The following is a 23,322-nucleotide window of genomic DNA, read 5'->3' as shown; positions in this document are numbered from 1 at the left end:
GAAAGGTTCTGGATTGCTTCGCTACGCTCGCAATGACGGAGTAAATCAACCCGCCTTGCGACGCCCCGCCGCGGCCCTTTGCGTCTTCTTCGCGCCACGTTGCCGTCCCCTCGTGCGGCGGGCATGAGACTTTCCCGACGTCTTCTTCCCGCCGCGTCCCTTCAAGCTCTGCTTCAGCGCATCCATCAGGTTGACGACGTTGCTCGGCTTCTCCTCAGGCTCCGGCAGTTCGATTGTCTTGCCGCTGGCCTTGCGCCTCACCAGTGCCTTTAGCGCGTTCTCGTATTCGTCCTTGAACTTGCTGGGGTCGAAATGGGCCGTCTTGGTCTGGAGGATATGGCCGGCGAGCTCCACCATGTCCTTGGTGATCTTCGGGCTCTTGATGTCGTCGAAGAACTGGCCCTCGTCGCGCAGCTCGTACGGGAAGCGCAGGGTGGTGCCGAGCAGGCCCTTGCCAAGCGGCTCGATCGCGATGATATGCTCGCGATTGGTGAGCACGATCTTGGCGAGCGCCACGCGGTCCTGGTCCTTCATGGCATCGCGGATCACGGCAAAGGCGTCGATCGCAGCCTTTCCGTCGGGCGCGACATAATAGGGATGGTTGAGATAGCGCTGGTCGATCTCGTCGCTCGGCACGAAGCTTTCGATGTCGATGGTGTGGTTGCTCCCGATCTGGACCGCTTCGAGCTCCTCCGGCTCGATCTCGACATATTTGCCCTTGCGTAGCTCGTAGCCGCGTCCTTTCTGATCGCTCTCGACGACGTCGCCGGTCTCGGCGTCGATCATCTGCTGCTTCAATCGGTTGCCGGTCTCGCGGTTGATCATGTGAAACCGCGTCTTCTCGGCCGCGGTGGTCGCCGGATAAAGCACAACGGGGCAACTGACCAGCGAGAGCTTCAACGTTCCCTTCCAATAGGCGCGCGGGGCCATTCCGTTCTCCAGCGTCTTCGAGTCATTTTGGAACCCCAACCGTCCCGTGGGGTTTTGGTTCCGGGTGGGTTGTGGGCCGTGATAGGCTTTCACGCCAAAAGAGAATCCGGGATCAGTCGTGCTGCAAAAGCTCTCTAAGTATCGACAGAAACGTGATTTCGAGAAGACACCGGAGCCGTCGGGCAAAACGGCAGCGGTGCCCTCGAAGCAGCGACGCTTCGTGATCCAGAAGCACGATGCGACGCGACTGCACTACGATCTACGGCTCGAGTTCGACGGCGTCTTCAAGTCCTGGGCGGTGACGAAAGGGCCCTCGCTCGACCCGCACGACAAGAGGCTGGCCGTCGAGGTCGAGGACCACCCGCTCGACTATGGTGACTTCGAGGGCACGATCCCGGAGGGCCAGTATGGCGGCGGCACGGTCATGCTGTGGGACCGCGGTACCTGGGAATCCGAGGATCCCGAACGCGGGTTCAAGAAGGGCGACCTCAAGTTCACGTTGCATGGCGAGAAGCTGCACGGCAGCTGGGTGCTGGTGCGCATGCGCAACGACCGCACCGGCGGGAAGCGCACCAATTGGCTCCTGATCAAGCACCGCGACGAACATGTCCGTGAGGGCGCAGACAACGACATTCTCGAGGAGGACAAGTCGGTCGCCTCCGGCCGCGCGATGGATCAGATCGCCGGAGGCAAGGGACGCGCGCCAAGACCGTTCATGCTGGCGAAGGGCGCCAATGCCAAGGCCGACGCGGTCTGGCAGTCCAATCGGGTCGAAGAAGCGAAAGGGCGCACGGTCAAGCCGGCGCCGCGCGCGGCGTTGAAGACCGGCACGGCAAAGAAGAAAGCCGCGACCGCGAAGAAGGCGGCGGAGATACCGGATTTCGTGGCGCCGCAGCTCTGCACGTCGGTCGAGCGCCCGCCGGGTGGCGATGGCTGGTGTCACGAGATCAAGTTCGACGGCTACCGCGTGCAGCTTCGGGTCGAAGGCGGCGAGGCGACGTTGAAGACGCGCAAGGGCCTCGACTGGACCGGAAAATTCGCAAGTATTGCGAAGGAAGCAAGCGCGCTGCCGGACGTGATGATCGACGGCGAGATCGTCGCGCTCGACCATAATGGTGCGCCGAACTTCTCCTCGCTCCAGGCAGCACTATCGGACGGCAAGACCGAAGATCTCATCTTCTTCGCCTTCGATCTCCTGTTCACCGAGGGACTCGATTATCGCCGCCTGCCGCTCGGTGAACGGAAAGACCTCCTCAAGGAACTGCTGGAAGCACGCAAGAAGAAATCAAGCCAGATTCGTTATGTCGAGCATTTCGAAAGCGGCGGCGATGCGGTGCTGCAATCGGCCTGCAAGCTCGAGCTCGAAGGCGTGGTGTCGAAGAAGCTCGATGCGCCTTACCGTTCGGGGCGGACAGAAAGCTGGACCAAGGCCAAATGCCGCGCCGGCCATGAGGTCGTGATCGGCGGCTGGAAGACCACCAACGGCAAATTCCGCTCGCTGATGGCCGGCGTGCACCGAGGTGATCATCTCGCCTTCGTCGGCATGGTCGGCACCGGCTTCGGCGCCGACAAGGTCAAGCGCATCATGCCGTCGTTGAAGGCCATGGAGGCCAAGCAAAGCCCCTTCGGCGGCAAGAATGCGCCGAAAAAGACGGGCGAGGTGCACTGGCTGAAGCCGGAGCTCGTGGCCGAAATCGAGTTCGCCGGCTTCACCGCCGACGGCAATATCCGCCAGGCCGCCTTCAAGGGTCTGCGGCAGGACAAGCCGGCGGAGGAGGTCGAAGCCGAAACGCCCGCCGATACCGAGCTTGCCGAGCCTTCCACCAGGTCACGGGGCAGACCCAGGCCTGCCGCCCGGCGGAAGGCAAGCGGCGGTGCCGAAGTGATGGGCGTCGTGCTCTCCAAGCCGGACAAGGAGTTGTGGCCGGACGGCGGCGACGGCAAGGGCGTGACGAAACTCGATCTCGCGCGCTATTTCGAGGCGATCGGTTCCTGGATGATCGAGCATATCAAGGGCCGTCCCTGCTCAATCGTGCGTGCGCCTGATGGCATTGGCGGTGAGAAGTTCTTCCAGCGCCACGCCATGCAGGGCACCTCGAACCTGATCGAACTCGCCAAGGTTTCAGGCGATCGCAAGCCCTATCTGCAGATCGATCGTGTCGAGGGGCTCGCGGCCGTGGCGCAGATCGGTGGCGTCGAGCTGCATCCCTGGAATTGTGCGCCAGGTTCTTATGACACGCCGGGCCGGCTGGTGTTCGATCTCGATCCGGCGCCGGATGTTGATTTTCCCGAGGTCGTCGATGCGGCCAAGGAGATGCGGCAGCGCCTCACCGATGTCGGCATGGAGAGTTTTTGCAAAACCACCGGCGGCAAAGGCCTGCATGTGGTCGTGCCGCTGCTCCACGGCGCACGGGACAAGGTGAGCTGGAAGGAGGCAAAGGCGTTCGCGCAAGGGGTCTGCCAATGGATGGCGGGTGACGAGCCCGAGCGCTATCTGCTCAACATGTCGAAGAAGCTGCGCGACGGGAAGATTTTTCTGGACTATCTGCGCAACGATCGGATGTCGACGGCGGTGGCGCCGCTCTCCCCCCGCGCACGAGATGGTGCAACCGTGTCGATGCCCGTCACGTGGGCGCAGGTAAAGAGCGATCTCGATCCGAAGCGCTACACGGTGCGGACGGTACCCGGATTGCTGACGCGATCAAAGGCGTGGGATGGCTACGATGCTGCAGCCGCGTCGATCAAGGCGGCGATCAAGAAGCTCGCGGGGAAAGTGAAGTAGGGTGGGGTAGCCGAAGGCGTAGCCCACCCTACTTCGTTCAGCATTCACGGAAGCAATGGTGGGTTACGCCTTCGGCTAACCCACCCCGCAAGAGCGGCTAAATCCGTCCCAGCAATAGCAAGATCAGCAGGATGACGATGACAAGTCCGAGGCCGCCGCCGCCATAATAGCCGGTGCCGTAAAACGGACCGCCGCCGATGCCGCTGAAGCCGCCGAGCAGGGCGATAACCAAAATGATCAGAATGATCGTACCGATAGACATGCGAATCTCCTCCAGCCCTTCTTGAAAGGGTCGTTTGCAACCTGTCCCGTTGTGCGAGGGCAACTTGCCGCAGGTTTTAAAGTTCCCCCGATGAAACAGTGGTTGCACGGCCAGCTTGCATGGAACCTTTGACCCACCGGCCGGCATGACTATGTGAGGATCAGTCACTTACAGGGCAGGGCCATGTCAGCACCGCTTGTCGTCTCCATTCCGCACCGTCTCGGCCGCGAGGAGGCGGTGCGCCGGCTCAAGACCGGGCTCGGCCGCGCCGCGGCCAGCATTCCGGTGATGCAGGTCGAGGAGGAGCGCTGGAGCGGCGACAGCATGAATTTTCGCATCCGAGCGCTGGGGCAGATCGCGAGCGGCCAGGTCGATGTCGCCGACGATCACGTCAAGGTGCAGGTGGTGCTGCCCTGGCTGTTGCAGCGCTTTGCCGAGATGGCGCAGGCCACGATCCGCAAGCGCGGCCAGCTGCTGCTGGGCAAAGACGAAAAAAGCTAGCGTTCACGCGCGGGCGCGCGGTCGCATCGGCCTCGCCGCACCCGCGGCGCGGGCCGAGATGACAGAAGCGGGAAAATTGCCAAGCGCCTGCGCGAGCAGCAGATCGTTGCCCGCGAGACCCGGCACGTGGTAGCCCGTGACGTCGATGGCAGCGTCGAACCCATCGAGCATCGGCCATTCGCGTCCTGCTTGCGTGAAGGGTGCGAACTGGCGCCCGACCACGACGATCGCCGCGGCGCGGCCGTGGCGGCGGGCAAAGGCCACGACATGGTCGGCGTGCGCGCCCCGAACCTGAAGCGGCTGGTAATCGCCTCGCGCGAAGACGTCAGGGAGTTCGTTGCGCAGCTTGAGGAGGTGCCGCGTCCAGGCCAGCTTGAGCTGGCCATCCGGCCAGCTCTTGATCAGATGATTCCAGTCCGGATTGTCCAGCATGCCAAGCGCCGCGTGCCGCGCGGAAAAATCCACCGGACGTCGGTTGTCGGGATCGACCAGCGACAGGTCCCAAAATTCGGTACCCTGGTAGAAGTCCGGGACGCCGGGCAAGGTCGCCTTGAGCGTGAGCTGGCTCAGCGCGTTCAGCGCGCCGAGCAGCGCGACGCGGCGCGCCAGGGTTTGCAGCGCCTCCAGGAATTCGCCAGACAGCGCCGGATCGAGGATCTTCGCGATGAAGCTCTTGACGCCGTTCTCATACGCCTCATGCGGGTTGAGCCAGCTCGTCTCCTCCTTGCCCTCGCGCGCGGCCTTGAGCGCATAGGCCTGGATACGCTCGACGAAACCGGCGTCGGCCGGCTCCCGGAGTGACCAGGCGCCGAGCAGGGTCTGGTAGAGCATGTATTCGAACGTCGCCGACGGGGCCCGCAGATTGCCGTCGAGCGCAATGTGCGGTGCGTTCAGGACTTTCCAGCGTGCCACGGCGCTGGTCCATTCGCCGGGAATCTCACTCAGGGCCGCGATCCGCGCTCGGGCGTCCTCGCCACGTTTGGTGTCATGCGTGGCGGTCGCCGTCATCCCTTGCGGCCATTCTCTGGCGCGAGCCTGCATGGTCTCGTGGAAAGCGGGAATGGTGAGACCCTTGCTCGCGGGATCGCCGCCGACCTCGTTCAGGGCGAGCAGCCGGTGGAATTGATAGAACGCGGTGTCCTCCAGCGACTTTGCCATCATCGGCCCGGTGAACTGCTGCACCTTCAGCGCAAAGCGGCGCACCCGCGGGGCGCTGTGCGGGGGACGGCCAGGCTTGAGCAGGTCCATGGTGAGCGCGTCGCGCAGGAAGTCGAAGATGCCGTCGTCCGCAGCGAACCATTCCCGGCGAGCGTGCTCAATGGTGTCGTCGATCAGCTTGCGATCGTTCGCCGTCGGCGCACTTGTCATCAGGTAGGTGCGGTACACCGGGAAATGCAGCACATAGAGCTCGAGCGCCTGCCGCAGGCTGTCGGCGGAAAAGTCGCGGGTCGAGTAGTGCCCATTGGCGATGCGCGCAAGCAGGCGCGTCAGAACCGTGAATTCGCTGGTCAGCAGCGTCTCCAGCACGCGCCTTTTGGCGTCCTTGACGTAAGGCGCGAGCCGCGGCGGCCGGTTGCTGATCTGGCGCCAGGTTTCGTCCAGGGCCTCAAGCCCCCTGGCGTCGACCAAAACGTGAGTGATGGCGTTCATCCACTCATAGCCGGTGGTGCCCTGGATGCCGGCGAGATGCGGCAGACGCTCGTGCTCGCACAGGATCTTCTCGATCACCATATAGAACGGCTTCGTGGTGCCCTGCGCGTCGCGCACCAGCCGGCGCAGCCGCTGACAGTATTGCGCGGGGTCGCGCAGGCCGTCGATGTGATCGAGGCGGATGCCCTGCAGTCTGCCCTCGGCAATGAGTTGCTTCACCAGTCGGTGCGTGGCGGCGAACGTGCCGGGGTCCTCGACGCGCAGGCCGGCGAGCCCGTTAACGTCGAAGAAGCGGCGATAGTTGATGTCGCTGGAGGCAAGCCGCCAGTGCCCGAGCTTGTAGTGCTGACGTTCCAGCAGGTGATGCAGCGCCAGCGTCTGCGCGGGGCGGTCCTTGGCGGCACGATAGGCGCCGAGACCGCGCGCGACGAGGTCGGCGCTGCCTGCGATCTCCTTGAGCTCCGCCTTGAAACCGGGCGCTTCCTTGCGGTTGGGGCGGCGCAGTCCCGTGTAGCGTGCCGCCAGCGACAGCAGGCGCTTGCCGGCCTCGGCCTCGGCGGCGTCCGCCTCCTTCACGATCATCCGCAGCATTTCGCCATAGCGCTCCGGCGCGATCGGCAGGCGGTGCTCGAAATACCAGGCCGAGAAGCTGCCTTCTTCGGAATCGTAGCGCAGCTCGATCTCGCCGCGCTCCAGTGCCTCGCCATAGGAGGCGCCGAGGATCGGCAGCAGCACGCCGTCGCGGGCGCGGTAGGGCAGCAGATCCCAGTCGATGTCGAAGGAAACTGCGTGCGGCGAAGTCTGGCCCCATTCCAGCACGTCCAGCCACCAGGGATTGTCGGCAAAGTGGACGCCGACATGGTTCGGCACGAAATCGATGATGAGGCCTAGGTCGTTCTGCGTCAGCGCCTCGCTCAGTCGCGCGAATCCGGCCTCGCCGCCGAGCTCCGGATTAAGCTGGCTGTGATCGACGGTGTCATAGCCGTGCGTCGAGCCCTTGCGGGCTTTCATCACCGGCGAGGTGTAGAGATGCGTAATTCCCAGCGCCTTTAGATAGGGTACCACCGCGGCGGCCTTGTCGAAGTCGAAATCCGCGGTGAGCTGAAGCCGGTAGGTTGCGAGAGGAATGGCTGGAGGCATCTCAACCTCCGAGACGCCAGACCACCGACCAAGGCGGAAGCTTGTCGCCGGCCGCGCCGCCCCAGATCGGGGTGCCCGCACTGCCGTTGGAGTATGCGATGTGTTTGTCGGACAGATTGGCGACCAGACGCAACGTCGCGCCATCTCCCATGCGCCAATGTGCGGTGAGCAGGCCGCTATCGGCTACGGCGGCATCACCGAAGCGCGCATCTTTCAGTCGTGGCGCGATCTCTTTGTGACGAAGCGCGAGCAGCTCCCGCACCAGCGCGAGACGTGCGTCCTGTTCCGGCGTGTGGCCGGTCCAGTCAAGCACGGCCGCTTGCAGCGTTGCCGGATCGAGCGGGTCGGGCACCTCGTCGCCGTATTTTTCGTAAGCCCAGGCGTACTCCTGCTTGCGCCCCGCGCGCACGGCATCGGCAAGGCTGCCCTGGAAATCGCAGAAGAACGGGAAGGGCGCGGTGCAGCCCCACTCCTCGCCCTGAAACAGCATCGGCACCATCGGCGCGAGCAAGGTCACGGCGAGTGCGGCTTCGATCTGCCTGGGCGATGCCAGGCTCTCGAGTCGCTCGCCCAGCGGCCTGTTGCCGATCTGGTCATGGTTTTGCAGGAAGTTGACGAAGGTCGCCGGCGGCAGCTCGCCGCTTTTTTCGCCGCGCGGCTTCTTGCCCCAGAATTCCGAGATTTCGCCCTGATAGACGAAGCCGGATGCAAGCGCGCGTGCGAGATCGAGGCGCGGCGTTTGATAGTCCGCGTAATAGCCGGCGAGCTCACCAGTCAGCATCACGTGCCAGACGTGGTGGTAGTCGTCGTTCCACTGTCCGCGATATTTGCCGTTCGGGGGCTCCTGCGCGGCGTCGAGCAGGCTCGCGCGGTTATCGCCGTTCTCCAGCACGACATGGATGTGCCGTCCCGTTGCCTTGGCAAGCTCGCCTGCGGCGATGCTGAGGTCTTGCAGCATCGATTGCTCGCCGGGGGGGGCCATGATGTGATTGGCGGCATCGAGCCTCAGGCCGTCGAAGCGGTAGTCGGTGAGCCATGACAGTGCGTTCTCGACGGCGAAAGCGCGAACCTGCGGCACGCGATAATCGATCGCACTGCCCCATGGCGTGTGCGCATCGGTGAAGAAGGCCGGCGCATAGCGGCCGAGGTAATTCCCCTCGGGACCGAAATGATTGTAGACGACGTCGAGTAATACCATCAGCCCGCGCAGATGTGCTTGGTCGATCAGCGTCTTCAAATCATCGGGGCGGCCATAGGCGCTGTCGGGTGCGTACCACAGCACGCCGTCATAACCCCAGCCGCGGCGGCCGGCGAAATCGGCCAGCGGCATCAGCTCGACCGCGGTGATCCCGGTTGCGACGAGATGATCGAGCTTGTCGATCATGGCACGATAGGTGCCTTCAGCAGTGAAGGTGCCGACATGCGTCTCGATCAGCACAGTCTCCTCCCAGGGGCGGCCGCGCCAATCGCGCGCGCGCCAGGCGAAGGCATCGTGATCGATCACTTCGCTCGGGCCGAACACGTCTTCGGGCTGGAATGCAGACGCCGGATCGGGCACGTCGATCTCGTCGTCGATCCTGAATTTGTAGGTGCTGCCAACGGCCAGGCCGACAATGTCGGCGACATACCAGCCATCCTGCCGGCGCTGCATCGCGTGTCGTCCGTCGAGCAGGAGATCGACACGGCGCGCGGCGGGCGCCCACAGCCGGAACGACACGCTGTCCTTGGTCAGCCTCGCCCCGAAGGATGGCCTCATAGCGCCCCCGCGAAAGCGAGCACGGAGCGCGGCGGCGCCTTGCTGGCGCTCCCGGGCTGGAAGTCGATCGTGTTCAGCTTGGCCTCGGTCGTGTTCAGGATCTGCTGCCAGCTCTTGTATTCGGTCATTTTTGGCAATTTGAATGCGATCTCTTCGGGGGCGGCGTTCAGTACGATAAAGATCGCGGCGCTGCGCGGTTCCATCGGCCCCATCACATAGGAAAGAAACCGCCCTTCCGGGAATTTCCAGTCGCTTTCCGTCATTTCGTCGCCGGCGGGCGTCAGCCACAGCGCGCCGTAGGAGATGCCGTCTTTAGGGCGGCCGTCGAGCCAGCGATGGCTACGAAGCTGCGAGAACCGGCGGCGGATATCGGCGAGTTCGGCGACGAAATCGACCATGCCGTCGCCGTCCTTGCCGAGATTGTCCCAGCCGACCCAGCCGACCTCGTTGTCCTGGCAATAGGCGTTGTTGTTGCCCGATTGCGAATTGCCGACCTCGTCGCCGGCGAGGATCAGCGGAATGCCCTGCGCCAGCATCAGGCAGGCCAGCACGTTCTTGCGAAGCTGCCGGCGCAAGCTGAGGATTTGGGGATCGTCGGTCGGGCCCTCGACACCGCAATTGTTGCTATGGTTGTCGTTGGAGCCGTCGCGGTTGTCCTCGCCATTGGCCTCGTTGTGCTTCTCATTGTAGCTGAAGAGATCGGCAAGCGTGAAACCGTCATGGACGGTGATGTGGTTGATGCTGGCGCGCGGCCGCCGTCCGTCGTGGTTGAACAAGTCGGAGGACGCCGTCATGCGGCTGGAGATGTCGCCGATCAGGCTGCCTTCGCCGCTCCAGTAGCGGCGCATGGCGCTGCGGTAACGGTCGTTCCACTCCGACCATTGCGAGGGAAATGCACCGACCTGGTAGCCGCCGAGGCCGAGATCCCAGGGTTCGGCGACGAGCTTGACGCTCGCCAGCACCGGATCCTGCCGGATCGCGGTGAGGAACGAGCTGCCGCGATCATAACCGTTCGGCCCGCGCGCCAGCGTGGTGGCGAGGTCGAAACGGAAGCCGTCGACGTGGCAGACCTCGACCCAGTAGCGCAGCGAATCCATCACCATCTGCAGCACGCGCGGGTGGGTGAGGTTGACCGACGAGCCGCAGCCGGTGAAATCGTCGTAATAGCGCGGGTTTTCGCGGTTCAGCCAGTAATAGGAGGCGTTGTCGATGCCGCGATAGCACAGCGTCGGGCCGAGGTGATTGCCCTCGGCAGTGTGGTTGTAGACGACGTCGAGCATCACCTCGATGCCGGCATCGTGCAGGCGTGCAATCGTGGTGCGAAATGAGTCGAGCGCGTTGTCCTGAGCATAGCGCGCCTCGGGCGCGAAAAAGGACAGCGTGTTGTAGCCCCAGTAATTGGCTAGCTTCTTCTCCACCAGGATGCGGTCGTCGATGAACGCGTGGATCGGCAGGAGCTCGACCGTGGTGACGCCGAGCTTCTTCAGATGCTCGATCATCGCCGGCGACGACAGCCCGCCATAGGTGCCGCGCAAATTCGGCGGCACGTCGTTGCGCTTCTGCGTCAGGCCCTTGATGTGAGCCTCGTAGATGATGGTATCTTCCCAGGGGATGTTGGGCCGGATCTCGCGGCGGCCCCAGTTGAAGGTCTCGTCGACCACGACGCCCTTCGGCATGCCGCGCGCGTTGTCGCGCCGGTCGAAGGAGAGATCTTCACGCGGGCTTCCGGTGCGATAGGCGAAATGCGCGTCACTCCAGACCAGCCGCCCGGAAAGCCGCTTGGCATAGGGGTCGAGCAGCAGCTTGTTGGCGTTGAAGCGATGCCCCTGCTCGGGCTCGTAGGGGCCATGCACGCGGTAGCCGTAGAGCTGGCCGGGCGAAACGTCGTTGAGATAGCCGTGCCAGACGTCCTCGGTGCGCTCCGGCAGCTCGATGCGCTCGAGTTCGCGGCGGCCTTGCGTGTCGAACAGGCACAGCTCGACCTTCTGCGCGTTGGCGGAGAACAGCGCGAAATTGGTGCCGCGTCCGTCCCAGCTTGCGCCGAGGCGTGCGGGCGATCCAGCAGTCAGGCGCATCGTTCAGCTTTCCGGAACGAGGAAGATCCCGGCGAGCGGCGGAATGGTGAGGCGGAGCTCGCCATCGACAGCATGGACTTCGCCGATGTTGCCGACATTACTGCCGCCGTAGTGGGCGGAGTCCGAGTTGAACACTTCCTTCCACTTGCCGCCGAAGGGCGCGCGAACGCGGTAGTTGCGATAGACGTTGGGTGAGAAGTTGACGATCACCATGCACCGGGCGTGCTCGTCAAATCCCTTGCGCAGCCAAGCGAACACGTTGCGGTTGGCGTCGTCGGTGATCAGCCATTCGAAACCGGCCGGCTCGCAGTCCATCTGGTGCAGAGCGGGCACCGCGCGATAGAGCCGGTTGAGGTCGCGGATCAGCGCCTGGATGCCGGAATGAGTCTTGTGCTCGAGCAAGTGCCAGTCGAGCGATTGGTCGTGATTCCATTCGCGGCTTTGCGCGATCTCGGCACCCATGAACAGCAGCTTCTTGCCGGGATGGCCGAACATGAAGCTGTAATAGGCGCGCAGATTCGCAAAGCGCTGCCATTCGTCGCCGGGCATGCGGCCCAGGATCGAGCGCTTGCCGTGCACGACCTCGTCATGCGACAGCGGCAGGACGAAGTTTTCCGAGAAGGCATAGTGCAGGCCGAACAGAATGTCGCCGTGATGATGCTTGCGGTGGATCGGATCCTTGCTGATGTAGTTCAGCGTGTCGTGCATCCAACCCATGTTCCACTTGTAGCCGAAGCCGAGCCCGCCGAATTCGACCGGGCGCGAGACCTGCGGCCATGCGGTGGACTCTTCGGCGGCCGTGGTCGCCTGCGGGAAACGCGCGAACAGCTCGGTGTTGAAGCGGCGCAGGAACGCGATCGCCTCGATGTTCTCCCGGCCGCCATGCTGATTCGGAATCCACGCGCCGGGCGGGCGGCTGTAGTCGAGGTAGAGCATGGATGCGACCGCATCAACGCGCAAGCCATCGATAGCGTAACGCTCGAGCCAGAACAGCGCGTTCGACACCAGGAAGTTCGTCACTTCGGTGCGGCCGTAATTGTAGATCAGCGTGCCCCAATCGAGGTGACGGCCCTGGAGCGGATTGGCGTGCTCGTACAGCGCTGTGCCGTCAAAACTGCCGAGCCCGTGCGGATCGTCCGGGAAGTGCCCAGGCACCCAGTCGAGCAGCACGCCGACGCCCTCGCGGTGGCAGGCATCGACCAGTGCGGCAAAATCCTCCGGCGTGCCGAAGCGGCTGGTCGGCGCATACAGGCCGGTCGGCTGGTAGCCCCATGAGCCGTCGAAAGGATGCTCGCTGACGGGGAGAAATTCGAGATGAGTGAAGCCCATGTCACGGGCGTAGGCCGGCAGCTGCTCGGCCAGCTCCCGATAGGTCAGCCATTCATCTCCGTTCTTGCGCCGCCACGAGCCGAGATGGACCTCGTAGATCGACATCGGCGCCGACAATGCGTTGATGCCGTCGGGTGCTGGTCGCGGCCGCGGCAGATGCGCCTCGTCGAACACGATGGAAGCCGTCTTCGGCCGCACCTCGCTTGCAAACGCCATCGGATCGGACTTCAGCGGGAGTAGATGGCCATGGGGTCCGATAATTTCGAACTTGTAGTGGTCGCCGGCCTTGGCGTGCGGGATGAATAACTCCCAATAACCTGCGCCGCGCACCCGCATCGGATGGCGCCGCCCGTCCCAGAAATTGAAATCGCCGACCACGGAGACGCGCCGTGCATTCGGCGCCAGCACTACGAAGCCGATGCCATCGATATCTTCGAGCCGCATCGGATGCGCGCCGAGCTTGTCGTAAAGGCGCTGGTGGGTGCCTTCGCCGAGCAGATAGAGATCGAAATCGGACAGGATCGGCGGAAAGCGGTAGGCGTCCTCGAATTCGACGACGCTGTCGCCGAATTTGACGCGGAGCTGGTAGTGCTTCGAGCCATTCGGCAGGCTGCCGATGAACAGGCCGGCATCGTGGACGCGGTCGAGCCGGGCCACCTCGCCATGCTCGCTGACCGCCTCGACATTGGAGGCTTCGGGGAGAAACGCGCGCACGACACTCTTGCCGCCCTCGGGATGCAGCCCGAGATAGTGGAAGGGGTCGGAGTGGCGGCCCTCGATGATCGCATAGGCCTCGGCAGGGAGTTTAGGCATGGGCTTCGCTCTCGGTGCTGGACAGAATGCGAAGCAGTCCGGACAGCGGCGCATGGAGCCCCTCAGGCCGGTGGGACAGCTCGTACTCTACTTCGTCGAACGCTTGATCAAGCAGGAAAAAACTTAACAGGCCTGCCGCGGATTGCCGATCCACTGGCCACAGCCGCCGATCCGTCGTGGCCTCGCGGTAGGCGTTGAGGAACGTCGCAGTGGCGCGCTCGCGCCATTCGCCGAGCGCGGCCGTAAGCCGGCCCTGCTCGTCGGAGGCGCCCGTGAGCGCGCGGTTGAGCGCCGCGTTAACCGAAAGATCAATCGAGCGGATCAGGCCGGCGACGTCGCGCGCGGCAGGCAGCTTGCGCCGCTTGTCGGCCAGCGGCAAACGCGGATCTCCGTCGAAGTCGATGATGAAGATATCGTCCTTTACGATCAGCGTTTGCCCGAGGCGGAAGTCGCCATGATGACGGATGTTCAACCCGCCGATCTCGGAAGGCAATAGCGCATTCAGCCGGCCGGACAGGGACGCACGCATCGCCACGAGCTGATCGATCAGCGGCCGGTCCGCCTCTCGCAGGCCGCCGCGAGTGTCGGCCAGCCGCTCGAGAACGCGCTCGGCCCGTCTCGTCAGGTCGGATGTCCAGCGCTCGACGTGTGCGGAGCGGATCAGCTCCGGCGCGAGATCGTCGGGCTTTGCGGCCGCCAGAGCCACATGCAGCTCGGCGAGCCGCCGGCCGATCTGCGCTATGAAGTGCAGATATGGCGCTTGCTCCTGGGTCTCGCGGAGCATCTCGCCCGGTGGCAGCACCCTTTGCTCGTCGATATAGCGGTCGAGATAGCCCGCGGTGACGGCCCAGCCATCGCCCTGGTTCTCGACATAGGCGTGCAGCACGCCTACCGCGCTGCGACTATCGCCTTCGACCAGTTCGACGTTGCCGAGCAGTGCCGGCGTATTGGCAAAGCGGGCGATTTCGGTGAGGTAGGAGCCGATCTCGATCTCGGGATTGATGCCGCTTTCAAGCCGGCGATAGATCTTGGCGACATACTGGTTGTCGACCAGCGCGGTGCTGTTCGACTGCTCGACCGTGCGGATGCGTTCGGGCTCCTTGATGGTGTAGTCGGCAAACCTGCTGGTCGCCTTGAACTCCAGCCGCAGATTGTTCTCTTCCACCACCAGGTTCTGCGACAGATTGCGCAGGAACAGACCGATGAAGATCTGCTCTGTCGCGACGTCGAGCAGCGTGCCTTCGCGGGCACCCTGGCGCACGGCGGCGAGCGCCTTCGGGTTGAAGCGTTCGCGATCGAAGCGCACCCACTCAATCTGCATCGGTATGACGTAGCGGGTGGTCACATCGTGTCGGGTCGCTTCGAAGAACGCGATCCAGGGCCTGTTGTCGCCGATGTCGCAGAACGGCACCGCCGATGTCAGCGTGGGCTTAATGTGCTTGGGATTGTTTTCTGGATACCACCGCGTCCGTGACAGGAAGCCCGGCAGCACATCGCGCTCGAACATTCCGCGTTCGCGTGCCAGAGAGACCCAGGTCGAATTGACAGGTACCACCAGCGTTTCGAATTCCGGCACCGCGCGCGGCGTCACCGGCTCGGACTTGTCGCGCTCGGTGAGCTGGAACCAGTAGAAGCCATAGGGCCCCAGCGTGACCATGTAGGGCAGTTCGCCGATCGCCGGAAAACGCGTGCGGCCGAGCATCTCCTGCGGGATGCGGTCCTTCCACGGCGACAGATCGAGCTCGGTTGCCTGCGCGGCGCGCGAGAGGTTCGCGACGCAGAGGATCACCTCGTCGCGGTACTGCCGGACATAGGCCAGCACAGCGCGGTTGGTCGGGCGGATGAAGGTCATGGTCCCGCGGCCGAAGGCGAGCGTGGACTTGCGCACCGAGATCAACCGTTTGGTGGCGTTGAGCTGCGACGAAAGGCTGCGCGACTGCGCTTCCACGTTCACGGACTCATAGCCATAGACGGGATCCATGATCGGCGGCGCGTAAAGGCGGGCCGGATCAGCGCGTGAGAAGCCGCCATTGCGGTCCGGGCTCCACTGCATCGGCGTGCGCACGCCGTTGCGGTCGCCGAGATAGATGTTGTCGCCCATCCCGATCTCGTCGCCGTAATAGATGATCGGCGTACCAGGGAAGGACAACAGCAGCGAGTTCATCAGCTCGATCTTGCGCCGGTCGTTGTCCATCAGCGGCGCAAGGCGCCGGCGGATGCCGACATTGATGCGGGCGCGCGGATCATTGGCGTAGGTCGACCACAGATAATCGCGTTCGACGTCGGTGACCATTTCCAGCGTCAGCTCGTCATGGTTTCGCAGGAACAGCGCCCACTGGCAGCTTGAGGGAATGTCCGGCGTCTGTCGCAGTATGTCTGTGATCGGAAAGCGGTCTTCTTGCGCGATCGCCATGTAGATGCGCGGCATCAGCGGGAAGTGGTAGGCCATGTGGCATTCGTCGCCACGTCCGAAATATTCCTGCACGTCCTCCGGCCATTGATTGGCCTCGGCCAGCAGCAACTTGCCCTTGGAATAGGCGTCCAATTCCTTGCGCAGGCGCTTGATGATTGAATGCGTCTCGGGAAGGTTCTCGTTCGAGGTGCCCTCGCGCTCGCAGAGATAAGGGATGGCATCGAGCCGGAAGCCATCGACGCCGGCATCGAGCCAGCGCTTCATCACCTGGATGAGCGCGCTGACGACGCGCGGATTGTCGAAATTGAGATCCGGCTGGTGCGAGAAGAAGCGGTGCCAGTAGAACGCGCCGGCCTCGGGATCCCAGGTCCAGTTGGATTTCTCGGTATCGGTGAAAATGATCCGCGTACCCTGGTATTTCTGATCGGTGTCGCTCCAGACATACCAATTGCGGGCGCTCGAGCCTGCCGGGCTGCGGCGCGCACGCTTGAACCAATTGTGCTGGTCCGAGGTGTGGTTGACGACGAGTTCGGTAATGACGCGCAAGCCGCGCTTCTGCGCCTCCTGGATGAAGCGCTTGAAATCTTTCATCGTCCCGAAATCGGGATTGATCGAGCCGTAGTCGCCAATGTCGTAGCCGTCGTCGCGGCCGGGCGAGGGATAGAACGGCAGCAGCCAGAGCGCGGTGACGCCGAGCTCCTGGAGATAGGGCAGCTTCTCGGTCAGCCCGGCGAAGTCGCCGATGCCGTCATTGTTGCTGTCGGCAAACGCCTTGACGTGAAGCTGGTAGATAACGGCGTCCTTGTACCAGAGCTCATCCACGATCCCGGCAGCCTCGGCTTTCTTGGTGTCGACGGAAGACAATACGTTCATGGCGTGCGCCTTTACGCCAGGCAGCGGAACAGCAGCGCCGGATCGCGGTCGGGATCGATACGCAACTTGATCCCGCCCCATTCGATGCGGGACTGTTCGCCGGTGAGGAGATTTTCGAGTCCGGTGACATGGCGGCGCTCGCCGCCGACATCGATGGCGAGGTCGCCGAGCGGCAACCAGAACTCGCGTGCATTGCGCGAGAGCGCGATCGCGGCAATGACGGTATTGGCGGGATCGGTGGCCTCCTTGGCAAAAGCAATCGTGTCGCCGTCCTCAATGCCGAGGAAGCGCAGGTTCGCCGTCTGCTGAAGGGCTACGTTTTCGTTGCGGATACGATTTAGCTCCGTGATGTACGGTTTAATGTTGCCGGGCTTGTCCCAGTCGCGCTGCCTGATCTGGTATTTCTCGGAGTCGAGATATTCCTCGCGGCCGGGGATCGCGTCGTGCTCCAGCAATTCGAACCCGCTGTAGACGCCGTAACTGCCGGACAATGTCGCGGCCAGCGCGACGCGCGATTTGAACGCCCAGGTCTCGCCGCCCTGGAGATGATATGGCAGCAGGTCGGGCGTGCTCACGAACAGGTTCGGCCGATAGAAGTCACGTTCGGGATAGCGCGTCAGCTCGCCGAGATATTGCTCCAGCTCCCAATTCGCCGTGCGCCACGGGAAATAGCTGAAGGACTGCGCAAAGCCGAGCTTGGCGAGGCCCTTCATCAGCTTCGGTCGCGCGAACGTCTTGGAGAACAGGATCACCTCGGGGTGCCGGCGGCGGATATCGCGGATCAGCCACTCCCAGAAAGCAAGCGGCGCGGTGTCGTGATTGTCGATGGCAAAGATGGTGACACCGTGGTCGATCCAGAACAGCATGGCGTCGCGAAACGCGTTCCACAGTCCGGCCCGATCGACGGACGTGAAATCGGGGATGACGATATCGGAATAGGGCCCCTCAGCCGTCCGCACCGAGCGGTCCGGCCGCCATTTGAACCATTCCGGATGTTGCGTCAGCCAGGGATGGTCCGGCGAGCATTGCACGGCGAAGTCGAGCGCGAGCTCGAGGCCGTATTCCAGGCAGGTCGCGACCAGCGCGCGGAAATCCTCGATCGTGCCGAGCTCCGGATGCAGCGCATCGTGCCCCCCCTCGATGGTGCCGATCGCATAAGGTGAGCCGGGATCGCCTTCGGTCGCTACCGGCGCGTTGTTGCGGCCCTTGCGGCGGGTGCGGCCAATGGGGTGGATCGGAGTGAAATAGAGCACGTCGAAGCCCATCGCCGCGATGTCGGGCACCCGCGCGATGCAGTCGCGGAGCGTGCCGTGCCGGCCTGGAATTTGGCTCTGGCTGCGCGGCATCATCTGATACCAGGCGCCAAAGCGCGCCTTGTCGCGGTCGATGATGAGCGGGAAGGGCGCCGAGCGGGTGAGGTCGGGCCGCGATTGGCTCTCGGCCATGGCTTCGCCGAGTTCAGTTGCCAGCAGCGGGGCAACGTCGCCGGTCTGAAGATAGTCCTCGCATTGCCTGACGATGACAGCCGCGGCGTCCTGCCGCGCGCCATGCGCCTTGGTCAGAAGGCCGGCGCCCTCGATCGCATCGAGGCTGACATCGGCACCAGAGCGCTGCTTGCGCGCAACCCCGTGCGACCACGTCGCGAACTCGTCGGTCCAGGCTTCGATCGCATAGACATATTTGCCAGGCTCAACCGGTGTGAACGCGCCGGACCAGCGGTCATTGCCGTGAGGGATCATCGGCTCGCTCCGCCATTCGCGGTCCTGCTCTTGCCGCCAGATCAGCGCTGCGCCGATCACGGCGTCGCCGTCGCGGTAGATGTCGGCCCAGACCTCGACCGGTTCGCGCGCGATCCGCTTCACGGGGAAGCGGCCGCCATCGATCAAGGGATAGACGTCTTCGATGAGGAAAGCGCTGCCGGCTGCGGCACTCTCGACAGTTTGAATTGTCTTGTTCACGGTGATGCCATTGACAAGAAAGCAGGAGCCCGTTTCCCTTGTCGGGAACCTACGCTTGATACCTATATAGAAAGCCGGTTGGGTGTCATTAGTTCCCTCGGGAACGGCTAGCGCGGTTTGTGAGTTAAGCCTGACTAACGTCTTCCACTGCCTCGTTAAAATCAATACCCCCGGCCAAAATCTGGCCTGCCAACTGCGTGCCGAATGGATCTTTTAGCTCAAGCCCAGATCAAGGGCGTTCAGTCCGAATTCGTCGATGCCCTCGGAAAGCTGCGGATCACCGATCCCGTGGCCCTCAAATCCATCCTCGACGCCCTGCCGGAGAAGCGGGTCTATCGCTTCGTTAGCGGACCCGTGGTGGTGCGCGCCTTGGGCCATCCGCGCACCGAATTGGTGACGATCGGTGCACCGCCGCTCAAATGGACGATGACCGGCAATGGCAATTTGATCGCGCAAGGCGAGGCGCGCGAGCCCGTGATTGCATGGCCCGCCGGTCTGCCGCTCGGCTATCACCGTCTGACGCTGACCGATGCCGAAGGCGTGAGCGAAGAGGTGCCGATGATCGTGGCGCCCGAGCGGGCCTTTGGTGGCGATTTCGACCGCGGCTGGCTGCTTGCTGTGCAACTCTACAGCGTCCGCTCCGACCGCAATTGGGGCATCGGTGATTTCACTGATCTTGCCGATCTCGTCCGGCTCGCCAAGCAGTTGGGGGCCGACGGGGTCGGGCTTAATCCTCTGCATGTGTTGTTCGACGACCATCCGGCCGATTGCAGCCCCTATTCGCCGAACAGCCGGCTGTTTCTCAATCCGCTCTATATCGATGTCGAGGCCATCCCGGAATTTTCCGGCGATCTCGTCCCCGACGCGGCCGCGACCGCCGCGCGGCTCCGTGAAGGCGATCGTGTGCCCTATGCGGCCATGGCGGCCTTGAAGTGGTTGGCCTTGCGCGCGGCCTTCGACAGCTTTCTGAAAAGCGCCAGCGGTGTCCGCCGCAACCAGTTCGACGCCTTCCGCGCGGCGCGCGCGCCGCTGTTGTCCCGTTTTGCCTGCTTCGAGGTGCTACGCCATCGCTTCACGGCGCCGTGGTGGGAATGGCCGGTGGAATGGCAGCAGCCGGACGAGGCGAAATGCGCCCGACTGCGCAACGGCCCCGACAAGCACGACGTCGAGTTCGTTGAATTCGTCCAATGGACCGCCGATAGCCAGTTGCATGCCGCCAAGGAACTAGCCGGCCAACTTGGCATGCGCGTGGGCCTCTATCTCGACGTCGCCGTCGGCGTGCAGTCCAACGGCTTCGATGCCTGGAACGAGCAGATGGCGATCTCGCGCCATCTCGCGGTCGGTGCGCCGCCTGACGTGCTCAACACCGTCGGCCAGGACTGGGGCCTTGCCGGCTTCAATGCCGGTGGCCTGGAGGCTCAGTCCTTCGTGCCGTTCGCCGACATGCTGGCCGCTTCGATGCGGCATGCCGGGGCCATCCGCCTCGATCACGTGCTGGGGCTGAAGCGGCTTTATCTGGTGCCGCGCGGTTTCAAGCCGGATAATGGCGCCTATGTGCAGATGCCGTTCGAGGCGCTGCTTGGCGCCGTGGTGCGTGAAAGCGCGGCGAACAAATGCATCGTGATCGGCGAGGACCTCGGCACCGTGCCGGAAGGATTCCGCGAGACCATGCAGGATTTCGGCATCTGGTCCTATCTCGTCATGATGTTCGAGCGCGACGATGCCGGCCATTTCCGCAACACCGATCACTACCGGCCCAACGCGCTGGTCACGCTGAACACGCATGATCTGTGCACCTATGCCGGCTGGCGCTCCTTCAGCGATCTCAGGATGAAGCTCTCGCTCGGGCTCGAACCCGGCGAGGACGAGAAGGCGCGCTGGGATGCGCTCGGCAAGCTCGACGACATCCTGCGCCAGAACGGCATCAACGCCAACGACCTTTATTCGGTGCTCGCCTTCCTGTCGCGCACGCCGTCGCGGCTGCTCGCAGTGTCGCTGGAGGACCTGCTCGGCGTGATCGATCAGCCCAACATTCCCGGCACGATCGACGAGCATCCGAACTGGCGCCAGCGCCTGCCGGTTGCGCTCGACAAGATCGCCTCGAAGGTCGATCTCGCAGCTTTGAAGGCCGCGACACGGGAACGCTCGTTGCCCGGCGGGCGTTGATTGCTGAGGATTTCCGAAACGCCGTTTTCGAGGCTCGCACGACATTGTCTCAGAGGATCGAGGACTATGCGCTGATCGGCGACTGCGAGACCGCGGCGCTGGTCGGGCGCAACGGTTCGATCGACTGGCTGTGCTGGCCGGCCTTCGATTCCGACGCCTGCTTCGCTGCGATCCTCGGCACGCACAAGAACGGCCGCTGGTTGATCGCACCGGACGAGGACGTCACCGCGACGTCGCGCCGCTATCTCGGCGACACCCTCATCCTCGAGACGCGCTTCGAGACGAAGAGCGGCACCGTTGCGCTGATCGACTTCATGCCGCTGCGCGGCAAGGCCTCCGACATCGTGCGGCTGGTCCGCGGCGTCAGCGGCACGGTGAAGATGCGGATGGAGCTCGTGATCCGCTTCGGCTTCGGTGTCGACATTCCCTGGGTGCGGCGGATTGACCATTCGCTGCTTGCGGTCGCCGGCCAGGACATGACGGTGCTCCGTACGCCGGCAAAGACCCGCGGCGAGGATATGACAACCGTGTCCGACTTCGAGGTAAAAGCCGGCGAGACCGTGCCGTTCGTGCTGACCTACGGTCCCTCGCATCTCGAACCGCCCGCGCCGATCGATCCGGAGGTCGCGCTCCAGGAGACCGAAAAATTCTGGCAGGACTGGTGCAGCAAATGCATCCGCGACGGCGACTATCACGATCTCATTATGCGCTCGCTGATCACGCTGAAGGCGCTGACCTTTGGCCCGACCGGCGGCATCGTCGCCGCGCCCACCACCTCGTTGCCGGAGAAGCTCGGCGGCAGCAGGAACTGGGATTACCGTTTCTGCTGGCTGCGCGATGCCACCTTCACCCTGCTGGCGCTGATGAACTCCGGCTATACCGAGGAAGCGTTGGCCTGGCACAATTGGCTGTTGCGCGCGGCGGCAGGCTCGCCGGCGAACATGCAGATCATGTACGGCATCTGGGGCCAGCGGCGGCTGCTGGAATGGGAGGCGGGCTGGCTGGACGGCTATGAGGGCGCGCGGCCGGTGCGGGTCGGCAATGCCGCCCATGCGCAGCTTCAGCTCGACGTCTATGGCGAGCTGATCGACGCCTTTCATCAGTCACGCATGGCCAAGCTCAAGCTCGACGACGAAACGACCTGGGCGCTGGAATGCAACGTGCTCAATCATCTCGCCGAGGTCTGGGACCAGCCCGACCACGGCATCTGGGAGCGGCGCGGCGAGCCCAGGCACTACGTCTTCTCGAAGGTGATGACCTGGGTCGCCTTCGATCGCGGCATCAAGAGTGCCGAGACTTTTGGCTTCAAGGCGCCGCTTCTGCATTGGCGCGCGTTGCGCGATGCCATCCATCGCGACGTCTGCAACAAGGGATTTGACGCGGAGGAAAACGCCTTCGTCGAATCCTACGGTTCGAAACTGCTCGATGCCAGCGTGCTGCTGTTGCCGGCCGTCGGCTTCCTGCCGCCATCGGACCCGCGCATCCGTGGCACCATGGGGGCTGTCGAGAACCACATGATGCGCGACGGTTTCGTGCTGCGGCACGACCCGCGCGAAGTGCCTGCGGGACAGCCGCCGCTCGAAGGCGCGTTCCTCGCCTGTAGCCTGTGGCTCGCCGACGCCCATGTGCTGGCGGGCGATCTCGACAAGGCGCAGATCTTGTTCGACCGCGTGGTCGGTATCGCGAACGACGTCGGGCTATTGGCCGAGGAATATGATTCAGGCGCCCGGCGCCAGACCGGCAACTTCCCGCAGGCACTGACCCATATCGCGCTGATCAACACCGCGCACAATCTGTCCGCGGCGAGGCAAGGGAGCGAGAAGCCGGCGGTGCAGCGGTCGAAGCAGTGACTTAAGCGACCCCGTTCCGCTTCAGGATCATCTCCATCGCCTCCGCAAAACCGTCCTGCTCGTTGGACGCGGTGACGTGGGTGGCATGGTCCTTGACGCTGTCGGTCGCGTTGCCCATGGCGATCGAGACACCGCTGACGCGAAACATCGCGAGATCGTTCTGCATGTCGCCTATGGTGGCGACGGCGTCCGTTGAAATGCCGAGGCGCTCGGCCATGGCTTGCACGAATGTGCCCTTGTCGAAGCCGGGCGGGGTGATGTCGAGATAATATGTTTGCGAGCGCACTGCGGTCGCCTCGCTGCCGAGCGCCTTCTGCATCGCCTTCTCGCAAGCTTCTAGGCCGGCTGCATCGGCGCTGGCTCCGACGATCTTGCAGGCGCTCGCAAGGTAGGGCGAGAAGTCCGTCACGATGGTCGGGTCAGAGCGGATGGTGTGCTGCTCATGCGCGACGTATTTACCGCTGGGGTTGTCGATCAGCCATTTGTCGGTGGTGAACAACCAGATGTCGGCGCCGAAGTCGCGGAGGATTTTTAAGCTTCGCTCGGCCGCGCCGGCCGGGATGAGATGCTGCTCGACCGGCTTCATCTCGGGATCGACGATCGATGAGCCGTTGAACGGGCCGACCGGCAGCCAGAGCGCCAGCGGCTCGATCAGGAAGCGCATGCCGATCGCGGGGCGGCTCGACGTTATCGTGAAACCGATGCCGGCCTGGTGCAGCCGCTGCACCACGGACCTCGCGCGCTCCGTCAGCGTCTTGTCCTTGGTCAGCAGCGTGCCGTCGACGTCGGAGACCACGAGTGAGATTTTCGTCATGGCAGGACCT

13 protein-coding genes are annotated in these 23,322 nt (G+C 63.7%); 4 read left to right on the top strand and 9 right to left on the bottom strand.

Annotated elements, in window-relative coordinates; all coding sequences use genetic code 11:
- Nucleotides 1-45 precede the first annotated feature (45 nt).
- Nucleotides 46-930, bottom strand: coding sequence for a non-homologous end joining protein Ku (gene ku / locus IVB27_RS08340; protein WP_247442828.1), 885 nt, complete (start codon nucleotides 928-930; stop codon nucleotides 46-48).
- Nucleotides 931-1,048: 118 nt separating this feature from the next.
- On the opposite strand from ku, the gene ligD reads away from it, so the two are divergent.
- A complete protein-coding gene (gene ligD, locus IVB27_RS08335; RefSeq protein ID WP_247442826.1) occupies nucleotides 1,049-3,712 on the top strand; it encodes a DNA ligase D in 2,664 nt (887 codons plus the stop codon).
- 97 nt (nucleotides 3,713-3,809) lie between these two features.
- Here the strand turns inward: ligD and IVB27_RS08330 are convergent, their stop codons facing one another.
- Nucleotides 3,810-3,974, bottom strand: a complete 165-nt coding sequence (locus tag IVB27_RS08330) for a DUF3309 family protein (protein ID WP_007595743.1) — start codon at nucleotides 3,972-3,974, stop codon at nucleotides 3,810-3,812.
- A 183-nt stretch (nucleotides 3,975-4,157) separates the two neighbouring features.
- Between IVB27_RS08330 and IVB27_RS08325 the strand changes: the two genes are divergently transcribed.
- Complete coding sequence (locus IVB27_RS08325; RefSeq protein WP_247442824.1) at nucleotides 4,158-4,475, top strand: polyhydroxyalkanoic acid system family protein; 318 nt, start codon at nucleotides 4,158-4,160, stop codon at nucleotides 4,473-4,475.
- Nucleotides 4,476-4,478: 3 nt separating this feature from the next.
- Here IVB27_RS08325 and treY read toward each other — a convergent pair whose 3' ends face one another.
- From treY to IVB27_RS08295, 6 genes are read right to left on the bottom strand one after another with little or no spacing between them, the layout of a single operon-like run.
- Entirely contained in the window at nucleotides 4,479-7,265 is a 2,787-nt protein-coding gene (gene treY / locus IVB27_RS08320; RefSeq protein WP_247442821.1) for a malto-oligosyltrehalose synthase, read from the bottom strand.
- Nucleotide 7,266: 1 nt separating this feature from the next.
- Nucleotides 7,267-9,021: a malto-oligosyltrehalose trehalohydrolase gene (gene treZ / locus IVB27_RS08315; RefSeq protein WP_247442819.1), complete on the bottom strand. Its 1,755-nt coding sequence runs from the start codon at nucleotides 9,019-9,021 to the stop codon at nucleotides 7,267-7,269.
- Nucleotides 9,018-11,096 (bottom strand): glycogen debranching protein GlgX, encoded by a 2,079-nt coding sequence (glgX, locus tag IVB27_RS08310; RefSeq protein ID WP_247442818.1) that lies wholly within the window; start codon nucleotides 11,094-11,096, stop codon nucleotides 9,018-9,020. Before glgX ends, treZ begins: the two co-directional genes overlap by 4 nt.
- Nucleotides 11,097-11,099: 3 nt before the next feature.
- The gene (glgB, locus tag IVB27_RS08305) at nucleotides 11,100-13,238 is read right to left on the bottom strand and encodes a 1,4-alpha-glucan branching protein GlgB (protein WP_247442816.1); all 2,139 of its coding nucleotides are present in this window, start codon (nucleotides 13,236-13,238) and stop codon (nucleotides 11,100-11,102) included.
- Complete coding sequence (gene treS, locus IVB27_RS08300) at nucleotides 13,231-16,524, bottom strand: maltose alpha-D-glucosyltransferase (protein WP_247442807.1); 3,294 nt, start codon at nucleotides 16,522-16,524, stop codon at nucleotides 13,231-13,233. The genes glgB and treS overlap by 8 nt, the downstream gene beginning before the upstream one ends.
- Before the next feature lie 11 nt (nucleotides 16,525-16,535).
- The gene (locus IVB27_RS08295; RefSeq protein ID WP_247442806.1) at nucleotides 16,536-18,482 is read right to left on the bottom strand and encodes a maltotransferase domain-containing protein; all 1,947 of its coding nucleotides are present in this window, start codon (nucleotides 18,480-18,482) and stop codon (nucleotides 16,536-16,538) included.
- Nucleotides 18,483-18,686: 204 nt separating this feature from the next.
- Between IVB27_RS08295 and malQ the strand changes: the two genes are divergently transcribed.
- Together malQ and IVB27_RS08285 are read left to right on the top strand one after the other, a co-directional pair.
- On the top strand, nucleotides 18,687-20,648 hold the full coding sequence (malQ, locus tag IVB27_RS08290; RefSeq protein ID WP_247442802.1) for a 4-alpha-glucanotransferase: 1,962 nt from the start codon (nucleotides 18,687-18,689) through the stop codon (nucleotides 20,646-20,648).
- 44 nt (nucleotides 20,649-20,692) lie between these two features.
- Complete coding sequence (locus IVB27_RS08285; RefSeq protein ID WP_247442800.1) at nucleotides 20,693-22,498, top strand: glycoside hydrolase family 15 protein; 1,806 nt, start codon at nucleotides 20,693-20,695, stop codon at nucleotides 22,496-22,498.
- 1 nt (nucleotide 22,499) lies between these two features.
- Here the strand turns inward: IVB27_RS08285 and IVB27_RS08280 are convergent, their stop codons facing one another.
- On the bottom strand, nucleotides 22,500-23,312 hold the full coding sequence (locus IVB27_RS08280; RefSeq protein ID WP_247442799.1) for an HAD family hydrolase: 813 nt from the start codon (nucleotides 23,310-23,312) through the stop codon (nucleotides 22,500-22,502).
- Nucleotides 23,313-23,322 lie beyond the last annotated feature (10 nt).

The sequence above is a fragment of the Bradyrhizobium sp. 197 genome (genome assembly GCF_023073375.1).
GTDB lineage: Bacteria > Pseudomonadota > Alphaproteobacteria > Rhizobiales > Xanthobacteraceae > Bradyrhizobium.
This window is presented reverse-complemented; position numbering and strand designations above follow the sequence as displayed.